20 protein-coding genes, 1 pseudogene and 1 riboswitch are annotated in these 21,555 nt (G+C 40.8%); of the genes and pseudogenes, 20 read left to right on the top strand and 1 reads right to left on the bottom strand.

Annotation, left to right across the window (positions count from 1 at the left end; all coding sequences use genetic code 11):
- The first annotated feature begins 71 nt into the window (after positions 1–71).
- From rimM to AKA01nite_RS04010, 5 genes are all read left to right on the top strand, one after another.
- Entirely contained in the window at positions 72–587 is a 516-nt protein-coding gene (rimM, locus tag AKA01nite_RS04030) for a ribosome maturation factor RimM (protein ID WP_146924034.1), read from the top strand.
- Entirely contained in the window at positions 584–1,345 is a 762-nt protein-coding gene (gene trmD / locus AKA01nite_RS04025; RefSeq protein ID WP_146924033.1) for a tRNA (guanosine(37)-N1)-methyltransferase TrmD, read from the top strand. The genes rimM and trmD overlap by 4 nt, the downstream gene beginning before the upstream one ends.
- Before the next feature lie 136 nt (positions 1,346–1,481).
- Positions 1,482–1,838: a 50S ribosomal protein L19 gene (gene rplS / locus AKA01nite_RS04020; protein WP_091636198.1), complete on the top strand. Its 357-nt coding sequence runs from the start codon at positions 1,482–1,484 to the stop codon at positions 1,836–1,838.
- Positions 1,839–2,362: 524 nt separating this feature from the next.
- Positions 2,363–2,848: a hypothetical protein gene (locus tag AKA01nite_RS04015; RefSeq protein ID WP_146924032.1), complete on the top strand. Its 486-nt coding sequence runs from the start codon at positions 2,363–2,365 to the stop codon at positions 2,846–2,848.
- 18 nt (positions 2,849–2,866) lie between these two features.
- Positions 2,867–3,289, top strand: coding sequence for an OsmC family protein (locus AKA01nite_RS04010; protein WP_146924031.1), 423 nt, complete (start codon positions 2,867–2,869; stop codon positions 3,287–3,289).
- A gap of 87 nt (positions 3,290–3,376) precedes the next feature.
- Here AKA01nite_RS04010 and AKA01nite_RS04005 read toward each other — a convergent pair whose 3' ends face one another.
- On the bottom strand, positions 3,377–4,270 hold the full coding sequence (locus tag AKA01nite_RS04005; RefSeq protein WP_146924030.1) for an SDR family oxidoreductase: 894 nt from the start codon (positions 4,268–4,270) through the stop codon (positions 3,377–3,379).
- Positions 4,271–4,462: 192 nt separating this feature from the next.
- On the opposite strand from AKA01nite_RS04005, the gene AKA01nite_RS04000 reads away from it, so the two are divergent.
- From AKA01nite_RS04000 to AKA01nite_RS03930, 15 genes and pseudogenes are all read left to right on the top strand, one after another.
- A complete protein-coding gene (locus AKA01nite_RS04000; protein WP_186805085.1) occupies positions 4,463–5,176 on the top strand; it encodes a SatD family protein in 714 nt (237 codons plus the stop codon).
- Positions 5,173–6,177 (top strand): hypothetical protein, encoded by a 1,005-nt coding sequence (locus AKA01nite_RS03995; protein WP_146924028.1) that lies wholly within the window; start codon positions 5,173–5,175, stop codon positions 6,175–6,177. Before AKA01nite_RS04000 ends, AKA01nite_RS03995 begins: the two co-directional genes overlap by 4 nt.
- Positions 6,178–6,234: 57 nt before the next feature.
- Positions 6,235–7,422, top strand: coding sequence for a helix-hairpin-helix domain-containing protein (locus AKA01nite_RS03990; RefSeq protein WP_146924027.1), 1,188 nt, complete (start codon positions 6,235–6,237; stop codon positions 7,420–7,422).
- A 668-nt stretch (positions 7,423–8,090) separates the two neighbouring features.
- Positions 8,091–8,203, top strand: a riboswitch (TPP riboswitch).
- 126 nt (positions 8,204–8,329) lie between these two features.
- A complete protein-coding gene (gene thiW, locus AKA01nite_RS03985) occupies positions 8,330–8,851 on the top strand; it encodes an energy coupling factor transporter S component ThiW (protein ID WP_146924026.1) in 522 nt (173 codons plus the stop codon).
- The gene (gene thiM, locus AKA01nite_RS03980; RefSeq protein WP_146924025.1) at positions 8,826–9,659 is read left to right on the top strand and encodes a hydroxyethylthiazole kinase; all 834 of its coding nucleotides are present in this window, start codon (positions 8,826–8,828) and stop codon (positions 9,657–9,659) included. The genes thiW and thiM overlap by 26 nt, the downstream gene beginning before the upstream one ends.
- Complete coding sequence (thiD, locus tag AKA01nite_RS03975; RefSeq protein ID WP_146924024.1) at positions 9,652–10,458, top strand: bifunctional hydroxymethylpyrimidine kinase/phosphomethylpyrimidine kinase; 807 nt, start codon at positions 9,652–9,654, stop codon at positions 10,456–10,458. The genes thiM and thiD overlap by 8 nt, the downstream gene beginning before the upstream one ends.
- Positions 10,455–11,114: a thiamine phosphate synthase gene (gene thiE / locus AKA01nite_RS03970; RefSeq protein ID WP_222592476.1), complete on the top strand. Its 660-nt coding sequence runs from the start codon at positions 10,455–10,457 to the stop codon at positions 11,112–11,114. The genes thiD and thiE overlap by 4 nt, the downstream gene beginning before the upstream one ends.
- Positions 11,115–11,244: 130 nt before the next feature.
- On the top strand, positions 11,245–14,136 hold the full coding sequence (locus tag AKA01nite_RS03965; RefSeq protein ID WP_146924023.1) for an insulinase family protein: 2,892 nt from the start codon (positions 11,245–11,247) through the stop codon (positions 14,134–14,136).
- A 166-nt stretch (positions 14,137–14,302) separates the two neighbouring features.
- A pseudogene (locus AKA01nite_RS03960) lies at positions 14,303–14,860 on the top strand (hypothetical protein).
- Positions 14,861–15,135: 275 nt separating this feature from the next.
- Positions 15,136–15,558, top strand: a complete 423-nt coding sequence (locus AKA01nite_RS03955; RefSeq protein WP_146924022.1) for a hypothetical protein — start codon at positions 15,136–15,138, stop codon at positions 15,556–15,558.
- A 65-nt stretch (positions 15,559–15,623) separates the two neighbouring features.
- Complete coding sequence (locus tag AKA01nite_RS03950) at positions 15,624–17,216, top strand: hypothetical protein (RefSeq protein WP_146924021.1); 1,593 nt, start codon at positions 15,624–15,626, stop codon at positions 17,214–17,216.
- A gap of 244 nt (positions 17,217–17,460) precedes the next feature.
- Positions 17,461–18,114, top strand: a complete 654-nt coding sequence (locus tag AKA01nite_RS03945) for a DUF4352 domain-containing protein (RefSeq protein ID WP_146924020.1) — start codon at positions 17,461–17,463, stop codon at positions 18,112–18,114.
- Positions 18,115–18,793: 679 nt separating this feature from the next.
- A complete protein-coding gene (locus tag AKA01nite_RS03940) occupies positions 18,794–20,155 on the top strand; it encodes an excinuclease ABC subunit UvrA (RefSeq protein ID WP_186805084.1) in 1,362 nt (453 codons plus the stop codon).
- Positions 20,156–20,209: 54 nt separating this feature from the next.
- Positions 20,210–20,530: a DUF3784 domain-containing protein gene (locus AKA01nite_RS03935; RefSeq protein WP_146924019.1), complete on the top strand. Its 321-nt coding sequence runs from the start codon at positions 20,210–20,212 to the stop codon at positions 20,528–20,530.
- 166 nt (positions 20,531–20,696) lie between these two features.
- Positions 20,697–21,548, top strand: a complete 852-nt coding sequence (locus AKA01nite_RS03930; protein ID WP_146924018.1) for a patatin-like phospholipase family protein — start codon at positions 20,697–20,699, stop codon at positions 21,546–21,548.
- Positions 21,549–21,555: the final 7 nt, after the last annotated feature.

Here is a 21,555-nt window from a genome sequence, read left to right as displayed (position 1 = left end):
ACAGAAAAACGAGGATGGCTCTCTGAGTACATCCTTTTTTTGTATCAAACGGCATACAGAGGAGGAAATGAATGGATTATTATGACGTTGGAAAAATCGTTAATACACACGGAATAAAAGGAGAGGTTCGTGTGTTATCTACAACGACCAATCCACAGGAACGCTACTTTGAAGGGGCGCCTTTAATATGGTTTGGAAAAAATGGAGAGAGAGAAGACGTTACCGTACGTACGCACCGTACCCATAAAACATTTGACTTGCTTTCATTTGAAGGTTATACCAATGTGAATGATGTCGAGCGATTTGTCGGTGGAACGTTGCGTATCAGTGAAGAGATGCTCTTAGAGCTGCCTGAAAATGAATTTTATATCCACGAAGTTATCGGCAGTCGCGTAATCGATGAGGATACTGGAGAAGAAATCGGTACGATCAAAGACATTCTGACACCAGGAGCCAATGATGTCTGGGTCGTAGAGAGACCTGGGAAAAAAAATCTTCTTCTTCCTTATATAGAATCTGTGATATTGGATGTAGATTTAGATGAGAAAGTCATTCGCGTACATGTGATGGAAGGACTGGACGAATGAAAATTGATATCGTAACACTTTTTCCCGAAATGTTTGACGGTCCATTGGGTCATTCTATGGTTAAAAGGGCAATCGAAAAAGACATCGTTGACATCAATACGATAAATTTTAGACAGTTTGGAAAAGGCAAGCACCAGCAAGTCGATGATACGCCTTACGGTGGGGGCGCCGGGATGCTTTTGAAGCCCGAGCCTTTATTTGAAGCGATTGATGCCATCAACTCGCGTAATCCGGAAACGAAAAAGCGCGTGATTCTCATGGATCCTGCCGGTAAACCTTTCGATCAGAAAATGGCTGAAGAATTCAGTGAAGAAAATCATCTCGTTTTTCTGTGCGGGCATTATGAAGGGTATGACGAGCGTATTCGTTCACTGGTGACGGATGAAGTCTCTTTAGGCGATTATGTGCTGACAGGAGGAGAACTGGCCGCAATGGTGATGGTCGATGCCACGGTGCGTCTGCTGCCTGAAGTTTTAGGTAATGCTGTTTCTGCTCAGACAGATTCACATTCCAGTGGCCTTCTTGAACATCCTCATTACACACGTCCGGCAGAGTATAAAGGGATGAAAGTGCCTGACGTCTTGATGAACGGCAATCACGGTTTGATCGAAGAATGGCGTCATGAAGAATCTTTGAAACGTACCTTTTTACGTCGTCCGGATATGCTGGAGAACTACGATTTGACTGAAAAAGATAAAGCACTTATTTCCAAGTGGCAGAACGAGACAGCAGATAAAAAGACAGACGAAGATTTTTGAATTAAGTAAGTAAAAGACCTTTACACTATATATGTAGTATGGTAAAGTTAATAATTGAGTGGGCAACCACTTTTATTTTCGCAATATTCCGCTGGGACGTGCTCTTATTGAGTGTTGCGCGAGAGGAGATGTAAAGATGAACCAATTGATCGAAGATATCACAAAAGAACAATTACGTACTGATTTACCAGACTTCCGTCCAGGTGACAACGTAACTGTACATGCGCGAATCGTTGAGGGTGAACGCGAACGTATTCAGCTTTTTGAAGGCGTCGTAATCAGCCGTCGTGGTAAAGGGATCAGCGAAATGTACACTGTCCGCAAAATGTCCGGCGGTGTCGGCGTTGAACGTACTTTCCCAGTACATTCCCCACGTGTTGCAAAAATCGATGTTACTCGTCAAGGACGTGTCCGTCGTGCGAAGTTGTACTACTTACGTAACCTACGTGGTAAAGCTGCTCGTATTCCAGAACGCGTACGTAAAACTAAATAGTATGCTGTTGAAGCACCAGATTCTCGATATAGAGTCTGGTGTTTTTTCTACCTTAACGTCAACATTTTCATGCTCATGATCAACTCTGCATCTAGGTACGTTATTTTGTTTAAAACATATGAATAAGGTAAAGTAGTCCGAACTCGGGGACGCCATAGCGATTGAGTTCCAATTATGTGCTTCTATAGCTCTAACTCACGGATGCCACAGCACGTGAGTTACTGTTATCCATTTTGATTCTACCGATTCCACAAAATTTAAACTGGTTAACATTCGTAACAAAGGACTTAGACTACTTCCTGCTCCAGTTTAAGAGGTCAAAGTATACTGAACAGGAAAAAATATAGGATTATGTCTCTTAAAAATTTATTTCAGTCTTTCACTTTCTAAAGTCATGAAGTCCTAATGTTAATAAAATCCCCAACTCAATTCCTGAAGACGTCTATATTTAGTAAGCGTTTTATGTTATACTGTTTTTTGTGTGGAACATAGACACGATACTACATCATTGGAGGAATTATATAATGAGCAAAATAACAGATAATTTCAAATACTTGGCACAAGATAGAAAAATAGAATTCAAAACAAAGGATATCGAAACACCGATCCGCAGAAAAGACGGAGAAGATATCGTACAAAAGCAAATGGTTTTCCAGACCGCTCTTAGAATAAACGAAGATAAAGCAGTGGCTTGCGGCGTGATTATCCATGATTCTGACCAGCCGCGTGTCAATTATCAAGTCACTTACAACAAAATCGGTCAAGTAACAGATCGTAACAAAATGCCGCAAATCACATCTGCACTTAACGACATCAATGCGATGCGTTCAGGTTACTACCGTTTCGTTATATCAGGTGATGGGGAGATTATTATGCGTCATTTGGGTATTACAGGCGAAGATGCCAGCCCGATGATGGATGTATTTGTTTACGGTGGACGTATTTTAAGAGCAGTCTTACCGGAACTTGAAAAAATCGACGGCGTAGATATGTCTCAAATCAAAAACTGAGCGACGAAGGTGAAGTAAGTGGAAAATTATTTGTTTGAAGCAACCGTTCATAACGAAGAGGGCGTGGAGGGGACTGCCTATGTTGAAGGAGAAGACAAGCTTTCCGTCACTGTTTCCAGTCCGACGTCTGATAAGCCGGGAACTAATCCCGAAGAATTGTTTGGCCTGGCTTTGACAACGTGTTTAAATGCCACAATCAGGTCTTTGCTTAAAGCACGTGGTTTGAAGAATCAAAGTAGGGTAACAGCTAAAGTACAGTTGAGACGTGAAGAAAACGGCGTAGGATATTACTTCAAAGTTTCTGTCTTTGCATCGATCGAAGGGCTTGAACTGGACCGTGCAGATGCAATCGTCCAGTCAGCTGACAAACGTTGTCCCGTTGCCAAACTGACACAAAACGCCTCCACGATCACGCTTAAAACTGTTCCTTACAACAACTGATCAATACGAAAGACACTGTAGATTGAACTACAGTGTCTTTTTCATCTTTATTTAGTTGATTTCTTAAAATCGCTTATAAAAGATTGATTATAATGCGATTTGTTTTCCACCGGTAATGCCGTAAATCTGTCCGTTAACGTAGCTTCCTTCATCTGATGCCAGGAAGACGTAAACTGGAGCCAATTCCACGGGTTGTCCGGCACGGCCGAGCGGTGTATCCTGACCAAACGACGGTATGGAACCTGGTAATTGTCCGTTATCTAATTGAAGCGGTGTCCATACAGGGCCTGGTGCAACGCCATTGACACGGACACCTTTTGGACCAAAGTACTCAGCTAATGTTACTGTAAAGTTGCTGATTGATCCTTTAGTGGCTGCATAATCTAGCAGATGGGTACTTGGTCTGAATGATTGTACAGATGTCGTCGTGACAATTGCACTGCCGGGCTTCAAGTGCTTTTCAGCCGCCTTGACTGTTTCAAACATGCTGAGGATATTTACTTTAAAGGTATCCGTCACTTGCTCCATCGATAAGCTTTCAAGATCAGGCTGTGCAATCTGCTGGGCTGCATTTAAAACGAGGGTGTCTAATGCACCGAAGGCATCCACTGTCTTTTCAACGATTTCAGTGGCAGCGTTATCCTCTCGTAAATCATAAGGAAGCAGTAATGCTTTTCGTCCTTCTTTTTCAATAATTTCTTTAACTTCATTCGCGTCTTCTTCCTCGCCAGGGAAGAACTGGATGGCCACATTGGCTCCTTCACGCGCGTAAGCGATAGCTGCCGCACGTCCGATCCCCGAATCTCCACCCGTGATCAGAGCATGACGTCCTTCTAGGCGACTATAACCTTTATAGGATTCTTCTCCTGAATCAGGCTTTGGATCCATCTTTTTCTGTAAAGCCGGAGTACCTTGTTCTTGTTCAGGAAACTTCTCATTGTAATATTTCGTACGCGGATCAGTTATCTTTTTCTCTGACATTGACTTTCGACTCCTTTATCTATTTTTGTCTTAATTTTATAGACACCTATAGTTTAACAAGTCTTTTTTTTATTTTCTATTATAACGGCTCAAACTGTTAATGTTGAATACCATAAACCAATAACAGTTGAAATTTGAAAATCAACCTTTTATGGTTTATGATAAAGAAGAATAATGAAAGGAAGACAAAAAATGACAAAGACGACAAAAATAGCCATGATCGGGGACATCATTGCTTCAAAAAAACTGAAAGAGCGTGCAGAAACGCAGAAAATTCTCTCTACTATACTATCTAAAATGAATACAACATACAGTGAGCACTTTGAATCACATTTAACGATTACTCTAGGAGATGAATTTCAATGTATCGTCAGTGATGTTAAGACGGCATTTATACTCATTGACCGGATCACATTGGAACTGCAGATTACCACAAAAAAACAACTGAATGACGATATTTCATTACGGTGGGGGATAGGGATCGGTGGATTGATCACGCCTATTATAGATAAAAAAGTAAGCATTGGTGCCGATGGTCCAGCTTACTGGCATGCAAGAGAAGCAATCGAATCAGTACATGAAAATGATGATTACGGGCTTTTGAATGAAAAAATCATTACGGAACAGGACGATGATCTTTTTTATAATAGTATCATAAGACTACAGAATGTCATCCGTAACCAGTGGACTTATACGCAGAAAGAAACAGTTTACCATGTCCTCTTAGCTGATGAGTACAATGATGTAAACAATCAAAAAGTCACCGAGGCTTTGTCTCAAGGACTTGAAAAGTCTCTGAGCGCTCAAACAGTCAGCAAGCGAATCATTTCTACCCAGATCAAACAATATATTCAGTCGCGTCGATTACTGGCTGAACAAATAGAGAAGGGGTGTCTACAGGAATGATGATTGAATCAGTTATCCTCCATGTGATCAGTTATTTTTACTTCCAGTCCATTGGTGAAGAAAATGCACATAGACAGCGAGCTGTTTCACAAACTGTCCATTTTGTATGGGGAACGCTATTGTCGAGTTTGATCCTCGCCAGTTTAAAGGACTTTGACATCATCTTTTCTTTGAAGCTGCTTTTGATCGCATCCGGCCTGCTTATGGGATATATTCTTTATGAGAACAAGCTCAAACAGTTTTTTAACATCTTTCTAGCAGATAACTTGAATAGTGAGCATGCCTTATATTCGGTTTATATCAAGAATCGCTCGATCATCCAGTTCGTTCTCCACCAAGGTGTCTATCTGCTGTGGCTAATACTTTTAAATGAGCTGGTATCCATCAGCACGCAACCACTGATTCTTGCAGCTTTGAGTCTAGTCTTTTTTGGTATTTTCATTATAAGTTTCTATGCCCTAAATCAGCGTGATAAAAGAGAAACTCTGTCATTTAAATCATTTTTGAAGCATTTAGGGACTTATATGTTCATTTGGGCTGCCGGGGTACTTTTTTTACAACTTTTGATGGACGGGCTAACGTTGCTCAAGCAATTAGCATTTCCAATCAGTATGTTCCGTATTCAATCGCCTTACCGTATCCTTATCTCTATTAGCCTTGTCCTCTTATTATTGATGAAGCCGACCAATTTAGTCATACGGGCAGTAAGCAGTAAATATGATCCGAAAAAAGATACGACGTTATCTACTCAAAGTGATCATGGATCAGGTTTCAAAGGAGCCGGAGCTATGATCGGGGACCTTGAGCGCCTTTTGATTTTACTGTCGTTTTTCTTTGGCAGCCTTTTATCCGTCGTCGCCATTTTATCGATCAAGGCTTTCGCGCGTTACAAACTAATTGCCGAGGATCCCTACTTCTCAGAGTACTTTGTTATTGGTACAATGCTAAGTGTATTGATAACCTTTGCATGCTATGGACTGCTTGTCTTGTTTCTGGTGTAGAGCAGTTTAATTTGAAAATCACTCAAAAAATAAACACTCAAAAAGGAGCGGTAACGTATGTCAAACGATATGGAAATATTTCAAAGAATGGTCCAGCAGTTTTTAGATGAACACGGAGATGAATTTGATACCACAGCAGAAGCAGTTGATTACTTCACCAGAAAGTATAACAATAAAATAAACACTGGATTCGATTTTTCTCAATCAGAAACGAAAGAAACACGGTCAATGAAAAAGTTGGAAGAAGCCCAGTACGAAGCATCACAAGCGAGAAAGAAAAAGCTCATCAAAGAAGCGATCGAGATTTGGCCGGAAAATTGGGATGCTCAAAGTATGCTGATCGATGTGGATCAAGAAATAGACATGATATCTTTTGTGGAACACACTTTGTTTCTGGAGAAAAGAGCACGCAAATATTGGCAGAATCATACAGATAAGATGGGGTACCTTAACGTTGAAGAACGGCCATATTTAAGACTGAAAGCAAAAGTGGGCTTTCTATATATGGATATGGGTATGGTCGATCACGCACTGGAACATTTACTTGAACTTTACAATATTGATCAAACAGATTCACTAGGCACTCGCTATAAAATCATGAGCCTCTATGTCCGTAAATTCGACTGGAAAAGTGCCTGGCGCTTCTTCCAAAAGGCTGAAGGAGCAGACGAAGACGATCAACTGTTGCTGCCTATACTGATTCTGGCTGTACTGACTGATCGAAAAGATTTAGCCAGAAGTCTATTAGAAAAACTTATTAACGTTAATCGTGAAATAGGATTGGTATTGATGGACGACATGTGGCCGATCGAAGATATTTATAACGAGGAAGTCACTTTAACAACTTCTTACCAGCCGTTTTCTTATCAAAGTTTGCTCATTGCCCTGAGAGATATCGTTTATGTAGTAGTTGAAAATGCCTATCTTTTTGATTGGTTGAAGAAAGAAACGTTCAAACGGATCCCTATCGAAAAAAGTGTCCGTAAAAACAGTCAGCCTTTTTACGGAGAGCTCGACCCGTTCCAAACTCAAAAGTTAGAAGATTTCTTCTATAGTATGCGCGATGAACCATCTAATCCGCTTCGTGGAATGCGAATCGACCGTATGCGTATCCTGTATCATGCAGGGCTGCGAAACTTTGAAGATTTTGCTGAAAGAACTGAAAAAGAGATCCTCAAACTCGACGGAATCGGTCCGGTGACGATCAAAGAGCTAAGGGCGAATGGAGTGAAGTTTAAAAAGTGATTTTTCTATCGGCAAACGAAAGGTGTATGACTTGATTTAAAATAGACAAAAATTTCATTTAATTTAATTCTATAAGTGTGCACTCGGAAGCTACCTGGTCAGCGAGTTCGATATTTCAAGACGAAAAGTGCTCACTCGGACATCATGGCTTCACTGAGTTCGACATTCCGAGACGAAAAGTGCTCACTCGGACATCACGACTTCACTGAGTTCGACATTTCGCTTCACAAAGTGCACACTCAGAGGGCTGGGATTTACTAAGTTCGACATTCTGCTCTTAAAAGTGCAGACTCAGATGAGTGGTGCTTGTCGAGTTCGACATTTCGAGATGCAAAGTGCTCACTCGGACATCAATGACTCTCTGAGTTCGACATTTCGAAAGAAAAAGTGCATACTCAGTGGTCAAAAATTCTGCGAGTTCGACATTTTGAAAGGAAAACTGCATACTCGACAGATACTATTCATCTGAGTTCGACATCTCCAAAAAAGCCTGAACTTTTACTCTTAAAACGACTAAATCACTCTGATATACGCAAATCATAACGATGTAATAAAACAATCTTTATTCAAAAGAGGTCAAACTAGGCTGCAGCCTAGTTTCTTCAAATTAGCCCTTAAAAGGATTGGTTATAAGGTAAACTTGTGGTATCATGAACACAAATTGAATAGAAAACCATTAGGGGGGCATATCCATTTGACCGATGTGCTGAGAGTGACTTTCGTCTGACCCTTTGACCTGATCTGGTTAGTACCAGCGGAGGAAAAGTGGATAAAAGAAAATGGGAGAAATATGTTTTCTTCTCAATTTGCTTTTTATTAATATTACTCACCACACCACTTTTTGTCACTGAGACAGATAAGTGGTGTTTTTTTATTCAATGAATTAAAAGTAAGAAAGGAAACTTCTATGAATATCAAAAAAATGATTCAAACCTCGATGCTGATCGCTATAGGTTATATTGGTAACAGTTTATTTATCATCCCGCTGGGTTTTGTAAGGATCGCACCCATGCAGCATCTGATGAATATCGTGACAAGTGCTTTACTTGGACCATGGTATAGCCTCGCACAGGCATTCGGTGTCTCTTTTTTAAGAAATGTGACCGGAACAGGCTCTCCATTGGCGTTCCCCGGAAGTATGATCGGCGCCTTTCTTTCAGGACTCCTGTTCAGACACTATAAGAAATTTTGGCTGCTTGGTGCAGGGGAAGTCGTTGGTACTGGTATTTTTGGTGCACTGATAAGTTACCCGATCGCACGGCTTGTTTTATCGCAGGAGGCCACGCTATTCGGCTTTTTACCTGCCTTTTTTCAGAGTTCGCTGGCTGGAACGATCATTGGATTAGTCATAGTGATACAGGCAAAAAATAAAAATCTGTTTAAACTGTTAGGAGAAGAAAAAAATGACCACACACTATCTGCTAAATAAGTTAAGACAAGAAAATCCTCTCGTTCATTCTATCACCAACCAGGTCGTTTCCAATGATGTTGCTAATAGCCTGCTGGCGATCGGGGCCTCTCCAATGATGGCGATGGCGCCGGAAGAAATGGAAGAAGTAACCAAATTTGCCAAGGCTGTTGTGTTGAACATAGGTACTTTGACAACAGAAATACTCGAAGCGATGCTCATAGTCGGAAAAGCTGCCAATAAAAAAGGAGTTCCGGTAATCCTTGATCCTGTCGGAGTAGGCGCAACTCAATTCCGTCAAGAAGCTGTTTCGATGCTTTTGAAAGAAGTAACTATTCAACTGATAACAGGAAATGCTGGTGAAATGGCTTATCTTGCTGGGATCGATTGGTCAAGTAAGGGCGTCGATGCAGGGGAAGGGAAAGCCTCAGGAAGAGAAATCGCTGAGCGGGTGGCCAGACGCTATCAGACAGTAGCCGCCGTCAGTGGTAAGGAAGATTTTGTTTCTGATGGTCGAATGACTATAGGTATTTTAAATGGTGATCCAATGCTGACGCGTGTCACTGGAACAGGGTGTATGTTAAGTGGCATTTGTGGTGCCTATTTAGCTGTAGGGGGAAAACCTGTATTAGAAAGCACCGTAGAAGCCTGTACTGCCTATGGTGTGGCTGCAGAAATAGCCGTAGAAAATAAGGAGGTCAACGGACCGGGGAGTTTTCGTGCATCTCTAATAGATGCGCTCTATAACCTCTCAGAACAGACTATTCGTGATAAAGAAAACATAAAAAGATACCATGTGAACAAATCAGAGGAGGGTACCAATGAGTAAAATACAAGTTTTAACTATTGCCGGAAGCGACAGTGGAGGGGGAGCTGGGATACAGGCTGATATCAAAACCTTCCAGGAAAGAGATGTGTTTGGGACTTCAGTCATCACAGCCGTTACGGCTCAGAACACACTTGGGGTTCATGGGATTTATAAGGTTCCTCTAAATGGGGTCAGAGCACAGATGGATGCTGTTTTTTCAGATTTCGATATTGCTGCTATGAAAACGGGTATGCTAGTCGATGAAACCTATATCTCTCTCATTGCAGAAGAACTATCAACTCACTCAGAGATACACTTAGTTGTTGATCCTGTTATGGTTGCCAAAGGTGGGGCACATTTAATGGAAACGCAGGCACTTAAAGCGATGAGAGATGAACTGGCTCCTCTGGCAACGGTATTGACACCGAATATCCCGGAAGCAGAAGAACTGACTGGCATGCAAATTAAATCAGAAGAAGACATGAAAAAAGCCGCTGCCATCCTTCAAGAAAAAGGAAGTAGAAATGTTCTGATAAAAGGCGGACATATGGCAGACAAAGACTGTGCACGTGATTATCTGCTGATGGAAAATCAAACCGAACGCTGGTACGAAACTCCCCGTATAGAAACTAAAAATACGCATGGCACAGGCTGTACGTTCTCTGCCTGTATAGCTGCAGAACTGGCGAAAGGAAAATCCGTCGAAAAGGCAGTTGAAACAGGTAAAGCTTATATTCAGGCGGCTATTTCTCAACCAATTCATGTCGGAAATGGACACGGTCCGACGAATCACTGGGCATATAGGGAGAGTAAACAATGAAAAATGAAATAGAGAAAATGCTTGAATTGTATTTCATCGCAGGGACTCAAGACACGAAAGATCGGTCATTACCTGATGTCCTAAAAGAGGCATTAGAGGCGGGGATCACCTGTTTTCAATATAGAGAGAAAGGACAAGGCAGTTTAACAGATCATGAAGAAATCAAAAAAATGGCAAAGACTTGCCTTGATTTATGCAAAAAAGCAGGCGTACCTTTTGTTGTAAATGATGATGTTTCTTTAGCTGTTGACATCGGAGCAGATGGCGTTCATGTCGGCCAGGATGATTTGGCGATCGAAGAAACAATTGATTTGGCAGGCAGCGATATGTTTGTCGGCTTATCCGTTAATAATTTAAAAGAATTTAAAATCGCAGAAAAAATTGATGGTGTCTCTTATATTGGAATTGGGCCAGTTTATTCGACTTATTCAAAAGCAGACGCAAAGGAGACAATTGGCCTGGGATTTATAGAAAAGGTAGTCGCTCAAAAATCAAAAAAACCTATTGTCGCTATCGGAGGGATTTCAGAAGAACGAGCAGTGCTGGTAAGAAAAACCGGAGTCAGTGGTATTGCTGTGATTTCTGCGATAACGAAGAGTACGGATATTAAAAAAACGGTCACTACATTAAAGAAGTTAAATAAAAATGAAGTTTAAACTAGGCCTCAGCCTAGTTTTTTCATTCTGACTAAAGCCCTCAGTCTCTTCCTCTAGTCAAACAAGGAGCTATTGGTGTACAATAGAGAAGTATGTAGTTGAAAATATAGATGATACAAAGGAGATTGTTATGGTCTTTAAGAAAATAGAAACGCAGGAACTTCCTGACGTTCACTCACAAGGTCACTTATATAAACATATTGAAACAGGGGCTCAGGTTTTACACTTGGCCAATGATGATACGAATAAATCTTTCACGATTGGCTTTAAAACCCCGCCTTATAATGATAACGGGATCACGCATATTCTTGAACATTCTGTCCTGAACGGATCAAAGAAATATCCTTCCAAAGAACCGTTTGTGGAATTGATCAAAGGATCACTCAACACCTTCGTCAACGCGATGACGTTTTCGGATAAAACCATTTACCCGGTTGCATCCACGAACGAAAAAGACTTTGGCCATCTCGTAGACGTCTATCTAGATGCTGTCTTCCAGCCGAAACTATATGAAGATCCACAGATTCTAGCACAAGAAGGCTGGCACTATCATTTAGAAAACGAAGAAGATGACTTGATTTATAAAGGTGTCGTTTACAATGAAATGAAAGGTGCGGCCGCGTCACCGGAAGGTCAGATCTATGATCATATCTTAGCGCAGCTCTACCCAAACACAGTTTACAGTAAAAATTCTGGCGGAGATCCTAAAGCCATCCCAACACTGACACATGAGGAATTTATCGCTTATCATCAAATGCACTATCATCCAAGTAATTCTTTAACGATCGTTTATGGCGATTTGGATATCACTACTGTATTCAATAAATTGGAAGAATACTTCACTGGCATGGGTGAACAAGAAGAAGCGGTCGATTTGTCCATCGAGCTCACTCAGCCGAAAGATGCTGTTTACACGGATACCTATTCCATCACGGCTGGCGATGATCCGAATGATAAGGATTATCTGGCGCTTGCCTGGCATGGTGCTTTACCTGATGAAACGCTGGATATATTCGGTTTTGAAGTACTGGATGAGATTCTTTTCGGAAACAATCAGTCGCCTCTTAAAATAGCATTATTAGACGCTGAAATCGGCGGCGATATCAACAGTGACGTGTCTGATATTGGATATCCGACGGCCTTCATGATCATGGCGAAGTATTCAAGTGCTGATAAAATGCCGAAATTCAAGGAAGTCGTTCAAGAAACATTGACCGATCTGGTTGATAAAGGAATCGAAAAAGAACGTATAGAAGCAGCTTTAAACAAAATCACTTTCCAGACAAGAGAAGCGGCGATCTCGGAAGACAATCCGCGTGGTGTCATTTATGCCATTCAAGTATTCAATACATGGCTGTATGAAAAAAATCCTTTTACAAATCTTCACTTCAATCACTATTTAAATGAACTCTCCAAGAGAGCGGAAGAGGGCTACTTTGAGGAGCTGATCCAGCGTAAATTGATCGATAATGATTTATTTAAACAGATCATTTTAAAAGCTGAACCGGGTAAAAGTGACAAGCAGGAAGCCGAAACACTTGAAAAACTGCAGGACTATAAAGAGAAAATATCTGATGACGAACGCCAGAGGATCATAAAAGAAACACGCGCACTGATCAAACGTCAGGAAACGCCTGATGATCCAGAAGCTCTGGCAAAAATCCCAACCCTGAAACGGGAAGATTTGACAACTGAAGAACCGGATTATCCTATTGAAGAAGAAGCATTCAATGAAGATACGTCTTTCTATCATGCTGAGCAGTTCACCTCAGGGATCGATTACATCGATTTATACTTTGATATCGAAGACTTTGAAGCAGACGAGTACACACTCTTAGGTTATTTCAGTCATCTACTCGGAAAACTCGCTACGGACAACTATGACGAAGCTGCACTGCAGACAGAAATGGATACCCACACAGGCGGGATCTACGGAAGTGTATCGATTTACGAAGATGTTGAAGGAAGGATCAAACCGTTCTTTAAAATCAGCGGAAAAGCTTTAACTGCTTCTTTAAAAAATTTGATCGGATTGATGAAAGAAATCGCCATGCACACTCAGTTTGACAACAGAGCCGAGCTAGTGAAAATCACTCAACGACTGATTTCAAACTTTGAAAATAAAATCAACTTCAGTTCGCATGCGATCGTAGCGAATCGGGCATTGAGTCAAGTGAAAGCGACCGCAAAACTGAGTGAACAGCTTGGTGGTATCGATCAGTTCAATTACCTGAAATCGATACGTGATGATTTAAAAGCCGGATCCACTGATATCAGTGAACAATTGACTCACTTATTGAACAAACTAATGAACAAGCAACGATTAAATGTTCTGTATACTGGCGATGCTGATCGAAAAGACGCCGTTAAATCAGCTTTGAAAGATGCCTTTGCTTCCTTGCCAAGTGACTCACTAGGCGAAAGAGCGGTATATAAAGCGGGGACAAAACAAAGCGAAGCGTTTGTCACCGCACAGGATGTCAACTATGTTGGTTTAGGAAGCGATGCTAAGGAGCAAATCGATTTTTCCGGTGAAACCCAGGTCTTATCAACGGCTTTCCGCTTTGATTATTTATGGAATGAGATCCGCGTTAAAGGAGGCGCTTATGGTTCGCTTTACCGCCATACACGTAACGGAAGTGTCGCTTTAGCCTCTTACCGCGACCCGAATATCAAGAAAACTCTCGATGTTTACACAGCTATTCCCGACTATGTCAAAGGCTTGAAATTGTCAGAGTCCGAGCTGCTGAAATATATCATCGGGACGCTCAGTCCTTTGGAACAGCCGAAATCAGCACACAGTAAAGGATTGACTGCTTTTAACCGACTGCAAAGACATATTTCAAAAGATGCTATCGTTCAATTGAAAAAAGAGATCCTTGAAACGAATCCAGATAAGTTACAGGCATTACACGAAGACTTCAGGACTGTTATCGACTCAGGTTCGGTTGTCGTCATCGGTAACAAGACACAGATCGAAAACGAAAAAGAATTGTTCGATAAAGTTTATGAGCTGTACTGATTTGCTTTAAAATATTAAAACTTTAGAAATAGAACGTCTTCCCGACTCAGGGAGCGTTCTTTTTCTATAAGGATATAGATAAATCGTATCAATTGATTAGCCAGAGGATAAGATTAAAACTTAATATAGTAAAAGAATCATGATTATATTTAGGAGGATGGTTATTATGCCTACAAGATATACTGCAGAGATAAAGCCTGTCAATGAAGATATGATCGGAACGTCCGTCTCTGGTAAAGCTGAATTGATTGAAGACGGCGACACGTGGAAGATAAAAATCGAAGCCACTGGTACACCACCAAACATGATGCACTGGAGTCACTTCCACGGATTCCCTGATGGAAAGAAAGGCAAAGTACCGTCAAAAGCTGCCGATACAAATGGTGATGGCTTTATCGATTTGCCTGAGGTCTATGAAGTTGCCGGTCAGACGATGGTTCCATTTGACAATGCACCTCAAGATATCAATGTCCCCCATGACGATTATCCGCATTCTGATGAAGAGGGGAACTGGAAGTATGAATTTTAAGTACCGCTTGCACCACTTAAAAAGAAGTTCAAAGAAAAATTCGGTTCAGAAGACCTGCAGCTTGACACTCGAACTGTCATTATTCACGGTGTTCCAGAGTCCGTTGACCTTCCAGATACAGTCGAAGGCACTGTTAAAAGTTACGGACCGCATACAACACTGCCGATAGGCGTCGGTGAAATAGAGAAAGCGTAGACGTTGTGAGTCGGTAGAAACTAGTGATGAAACAATTTACTGTCTAACTTCACATCAAAAAATAAAAACGAACCCCTTTCAATCGTTACTGAATTGACCACATATGAAAGGAGTCGTTTTTTTCTGCTTTCTAGTGTCAAAGGTTGTTATACTGAAGTAACGATCATATTTTGAAATTGAAATCCATATACTTAAATCTAATATTGATAAAAACAGAAAGACCTTTATACTGTAATAAGGTAGTGATTTATCTAGAAGAGAATAGAGGTGAATAAATGAGTCTGTTTTATTTTGCACTAGTTTTAAGCGTCTTTTTGTTCCTAAAAGAAGAAAAGGAAGTAAAAAAGCTGTTGACGGCTGTCGATACATATAAAAAACCATTTAAAATTGGCACGTTTATTACTGTCATTTTCCAGGGGTTGTTCATCACGCCATTCGAATCTAGCGGTACAATCATCTTGCGTGCTGTCTTCTACTTATTTGTTGGCATGATCATGTATGGTCTTTATAAGAATCAGCCCCTGAAAGTCTTCTTAGTAGTTGTCATGCTGCATCTACTTGGACTTACCGGACGGATCACACTCGAATGGACCGAAACGATACCCATGAAACTTTACGAGGTCGCGATTCCACTCGTTATCCTATCACTTTATATTTACATCATCCAATTGTTCCTGACTCTTAAACGCTTTTCTTAAGATTGATCACTACCATTAAATCAGCTGTTTGTCCTATTATGGACGAATGCAAAAAGGAAGGTTTTATGAAAACAATAAAGAAACGGCTTTTATTATATCCTGTGCTTTTTATAATCGCACTAGTCGTGTTTTACATTTACACACCGGCACTTAACATCCAGTCGCAGGAGTTCAGATTTTATCTCATACTATTCACATTAGCTGTGATGGGTATAGAATTTCTGGTGGACGGTCAATATTTCTACCGCAAGAAACTGAAGTACGGTGCGCTTTTTTTACCAATCATTTTAGTTATTGGTATTGCGGTCGGCAATTTATTCAACAGTGTGATTTTCCGCTCGACGGACTATGCTGATCTTATAAAAGTGGAAGAGAAGAGCTTCCAGCAGGATTTTCCATCAATGGATGAATCTTCCATTCCACTAATGGACAGAGACACAGCTCAGCGTTTGGGAGACCGCCGCATCGGCTCGATCAGTGAATTGGTGTCCCAGTTTGTACCGGCAGATTCCTATACACAGATCAATATCGATAATGATCCTTACCGTGTCACGCCGCTTCAGTATGCAAGTTTTATTCGCTGGTTGAATAACCGCAGTGAAGGGATTCCCAACTATTTGAAAGTCGATATGGTGACCGGTGAAGTTGAAGTGGAAGACTTGGAAGAAAATATCAAGTATTCCGACTCAGAGATGCTTAACCATAACGTCAAGCGGCATCTGCGTTTCAAATATCCAACGAAACTCTTTGAAGACCCGGATTTTGAAGTAGACGACGAGGGGCATCCGTATTATATTGCGACGACTTACGAAAATGTCTTCTGGTTCACTCAGCTTGAACCGACTGGGCTCATTGTTTTAGACGCTGTGACAGGTGAAACCGAAGAATATACACTTGAAACAATGCCAACGTGGGTCGACCGTGTGTATTCAGCAGAGTTGATTCTGCAGCAGCTGAACTATCGCGGTCAGTATAGCGGCGGCTTCTTCAATGCATATTTTGGTAAGCAGGGCGTCAACCGTACGACCGATGGGTATAATTATATTCCAATGAATGATGATGTCTATCTGTATACAGGAGTCACATCCGTCAATAATGATGCATCAAATATCGGTTTCTATCTTGTTAACACGCGGACCAAAGCGACTGAGTTTTATCCAGTAACGTCTGCTGATGAAATTTCAGCTATGGATTCGGCAGAAGGGGCGCTTCAGCAGATGCGCTTTGAATCGACTTTCCCGCTTCTCATAAGCTTGAATGATCGTCCTTACTATATTTCATCTTTAAAAGATGATTCAGGACTCGTACGTTCGTATGCACTGGTTGATGCGCAGGATTATCAGAAAGTTATTACAAGCGATACAGTGGATGGTCTAATCACTCAATTGAATGGAAAAGACTCAGTGACTGATTCTGACAATGCGGAAGAAGACATCGTTGAAGTGGTCGACGAAAACCTGAATGAGGTCAGCGGACAAGTGGAAAACATCTCACAAGCTGTGGTTGCCGGCAATACGATTTACTACTTCATGATCGATGGCAGTATTTATAAAGCCGATATTACACTGGATGATGCCCTGCCTTTTGTTGAAGAAGGACAAGTCATTGAAGGTGAAGCCAATGAAGACAATGAATTCAAGATGATTATTCTGGATTAGAATATAAGCCTTGCTCGTCTTACTTTTTAGTTGAAGTGAGATGGGTAGGGCTTTTTGGTTCTATAACAGATGTTTTAAAAATACTATTATTCATTTTATATAACCCTTATTTATAATAAATACAGCTTATTGTTATCTAATGTTATAAAAATTTTATCTGTTTTTCTTTACTAAAATATTGGAAATTTAGCTATACTTATGATACGGTGTGGTTGTATTGACATCATTCATAGGAGGAAATCTCATGCTCAGAAATAAGTTTTTAAAGATACTTTTGTTTTCGAGTATGTCTTTGACATTAGCTTCTTGTTCATCTAGAGAAGTACAGGACACAGACTCGGTTGAAGACGCTTCAACAGAAACTGCGGAATCCACTACAGATCAGGAAACAGGAAATGATGCAGAAGCTGAAACAGAAGAGTCAACCAGTGAACTGGGTAAGCGCTCGAATCCCGTTCCGGTTGGTGAATCGATTACTTATACAGAAACATACTACGGTGACGATATGGAAAGTGAATACGAAGCAGAATTTGAATTGAAAGTTACCGATGTGGTACGGGGTGAAGAGGCCTTTAATACATTGAAAGCAGAAAATGAATTCAATGAAGCCGCACCCGAAGGAATGGAGTGGGCTATTATTTCTCTGGAAGGACAATTGCACCAGGGAGATGAAGATGTCCCGTATCCGGTGTATCCGACCTTTACTGTTGTAGATTCAGATGGATCTGAGGTACCGCAGGATATCTACGGAACTTTTGATGGAAATGAATTTGGATATGTTGATCTCTTCCCCGGCGGGACAACGTCTGGTCGCATTGCTAAATATATGCCTGTAGACGATGAAAGTCTGCTTGTCTTAGATGACATGATAGGCAGCGGCATCTATTTCTCACTTTAGGAATAAGACAAAAAGTTATCATGGTCTTGAATGATTAGATAACTGTTCATTTAGTACCCTGTGCAACTTACGCACAGGGTACTTTTTTGAAACAGAAATAGTCTTTCATGACACCATTTTTACTAAATAAATAGTTGATACTTTTGACTCATTAATTGTGTTCTCTTAAGTGGATACTATCTTAATCGGGTTAGTTCAACTCAAACATTATTTACCAGTGAGTGTATTCTACTAAAAGCAAGTAGTGACTACTCATGCATTGATTTATGATCATTTTGATTTAAAAAGAGTATCTGAGGATGACTCGCCCAAAAAATTCCTTTCATCCACTGACCATTAATCAATACTCATAACTCAGCTGTTTTACACCCGACTCGAACTTATATAGTAATTGAGTATACGTTAAATACAATATGAATATTAAAAAAAGCAGTTTATGATTACTTTTTTTAATTTAATCAGAGAATAATGGTATAGTTAATAAAAGTAAGTTAATGATAAAGTCAAGTATATAATAAAAGACGGGACGGAAATGTCAGGGTCAGGGTACAAAAAAGTAGCGTAATTTATTTTTAAATTGCATACATTTGCTTAAGTACAGTTTTTCATAGTAAGAATAGTGACTAAACATTTATTATTTAAATAAGAAGAAAAATTCAGTACAGAAAGGGGCAGGAGTATGTCTGTAAATAAAGATGAAATCATTTTACGTGGACTTAAAGAAAACAACCTTAAAAACATTGATTTAACGATACCTAAAAGAAACATCACGGTATTTACTGGGCTTTCGGGTTCAGGGAAAAGTTCTGTTGCGTTTGATACGCTGGCTACTGAGAGCAGAAGACAGATGACGTTGAACTATCCTTTGTATGTTAGAAATCAGATGCCCCGCTACGAAAGGCCGCATGCCGATTTAATGCAGAACTTGAGTCCGGTCGTTGTCGTTGAGCAGCGGGCTGCCAGTGGCAATTCCAGATCCTCGGTCAGTACTTATATGGACATCGATCCTTTGATCAGGCTTTTATTTTCTCGATTCGGAGACCCATCGATTGGTTCAGCAACTGACTACACCCCTCAAAGCGTATTCGGAAGATGTCCGACGTGTGATGGCTTTGGTGAAGTTGTTGCACCTGATTTGGATAAATTGGTAGACTTCGATAAGTCATTGAGAGAATACGCTGTTCAGTTTAAACCTTTATCTCCTGCAGGGTGGCAAGGTAACTGGATGATGACCTGTGGGCTCTTTGATCCGGATAAACCGATCAAAGATTACTCGGATGAAACACTGGAACTGTTTTTATACGGTCCTCCCGACGGCGGGGCAGTCTATGCGCCTTTTCATACCAAGGATGGCCCACAAAACGCCCGGTGGGATGGCTTGCTGCCACGGTTTACCCGTCTTTATATCAACCGGGACCTTTCAAAATTAAAACAAGTGTCTCAAGAAGATGTCCTGGCAGTTTCCGCTCATTCGACCTGTCCAACGTGTCAGGGAACGGGATTGAATCCAAAAGTGCTTGAAAGTAAAATCAACGGATTCAATCTCCTTGAATACCGAGGATTAGAATTGACAGAAATGGCATTGGAACTTGATAAAATAGACGATCCGCTTGGACATTCTATTGCCCAGCAGGCTTTACCGTTAGTGTCTAAGCTGATCGATATGGGACTTGGATACTTGACCCTAGGACAAACCACGAGTTCTTTAAGTGGCGGTGAAGTCCAGCGATTGAAGCTCGCCAGCCAACTGAAAAAAGAGGGTCAAACGTATCTTTTAGACGAACCTTCACTTGGACTGCACTTAAAAGATAATGAAAAACTTCTTGATGTCTTTAACAAACTGGTCGAACGTGGGAATACGGTAATCGTAATCGAGCATAATTTAGAGTTTATTGCGGCGAGTGACTGGGTAATCGAACTTGGTCCAGAAGGTGGTAAAAGAGGGGGCAAAATCATTTCTGAAGGGACGCCTATGGACATGCTTAATTCTGATACACTGACCGCTAAATGGCTGAACCAGGCTGTCAGTGAATCACGTTAAACAGTCAAATGATTTATCGACATATAAAACGAATTTTAGAAGGAGGAGTTCAAATTGTGGACTTATGTAATCATGGGCTTGGTATTTTTAGGCATTGGCTTTGCTGTGCATATACTTAAATGGAACGGTCTGATATCAGGCTATTCATCAATACCTGAAGAAAAAAAGAAAAAAGTTGATATACAAGCCCAGCGACGTATTTTAGGCCTGTACGGTTATGTCAGTGGTGTGTTTTTCCTCTTGCTGGCTGTCATGGAATACTTTGGGATCATAGTCTCACCGATCCTGGCACTTGTCATCTTTCTGGTGTGGACAGGGTTCATTCTATATTATGCGCAAAAGCAGGCAATAAAAGGCTCGATCAACAAAAAATAATGTCATACATTTACCGTAAACCGACGACTGATGAACAATTAAGAAGGACCTGTGATTGATTGTCAACATGGGTTCTTTCTTTATGCTGTTTGAGCTTGTATAATTGAAAGTAACGATACAATATCACATATGTTGAAAAATAACTAACGAACGAAAAGGTGAGACAATGAGTACAGGCATGGTATTGGAAGGCGGAGGGATGCGCGGCTTATATACAGCCGGAGTGCTTGACACACTGATCGAAGAAGATGTAAGTGTGGACGGTATGGTTACCGTATCTGCAGGCGCTTTGTTTGGTATCAATTTTGCTTCCAGGCAAAAAGGACGATCGCTGAGATATAACATCAACTACATTAGAGACAAACGGTATATCAGCTTAAGAAGCTGGCTGAAAACAGGTGATATCGTCAATAAAGAATTCGCTTATTACACCGTTCCTTTTTCTCTCGATGTCTTCGATGAACAGGCATTCAAGGAATCAGGTATTGATTTCTACGCAACCGTCACGAACATGGAAACAGGTCAACCGGAGTATCCAAAAATCACGGAACCTTTTAAACAAATGGAAGCACTCAGAGCGTCTGGCTCCATGCCCTTCGCTTCAAAACCCGTTACACATGAGGGAACGAATTACTTGGACGGAGGTGTGAGTGACAGTATCCCATTAGAAAAAGCAAAAGCACTTGGATACAATAAAAATATTGTTATTTTAACGCGACCACTGGACTATAGGAAAACGAAACCGAACAGCTTTTTAATTGACCGCTGGTACAAGCATTATCCAAAATTTAAAGAAACACTAAAAAACAGATATAAAAATTACAACAAAACCATTGAAAAAATCAATGAAGAAGAAAAGCAAGACGATATCTTTGTCATAAGGCCGTCAAAAACCATCCCGATCAAACGGCTCGAACGCGATCCAGAAAAACTGCAGGCCATGTATGACTTGGGCGTAAAGGATGCTAAGCGTCGTATTAATGAATTGAAGGACTACTTAAACAAACCATTAAATTAAAAAACAT

Source organism: Alkalibacterium kapii (assembly GCF_007988865.1).
Classification (GTDB): Bacteria; Bacillota; Bacilli; order Lactobacillales; family Carnobacteriaceae_A; genus Alkalibacterium; species Alkalibacterium kapii.
The sequence above is the reverse complement of the archived record's forward strand: the minus strand, read 5'-3'. Positions and strand labels throughout refer to the sequence as shown.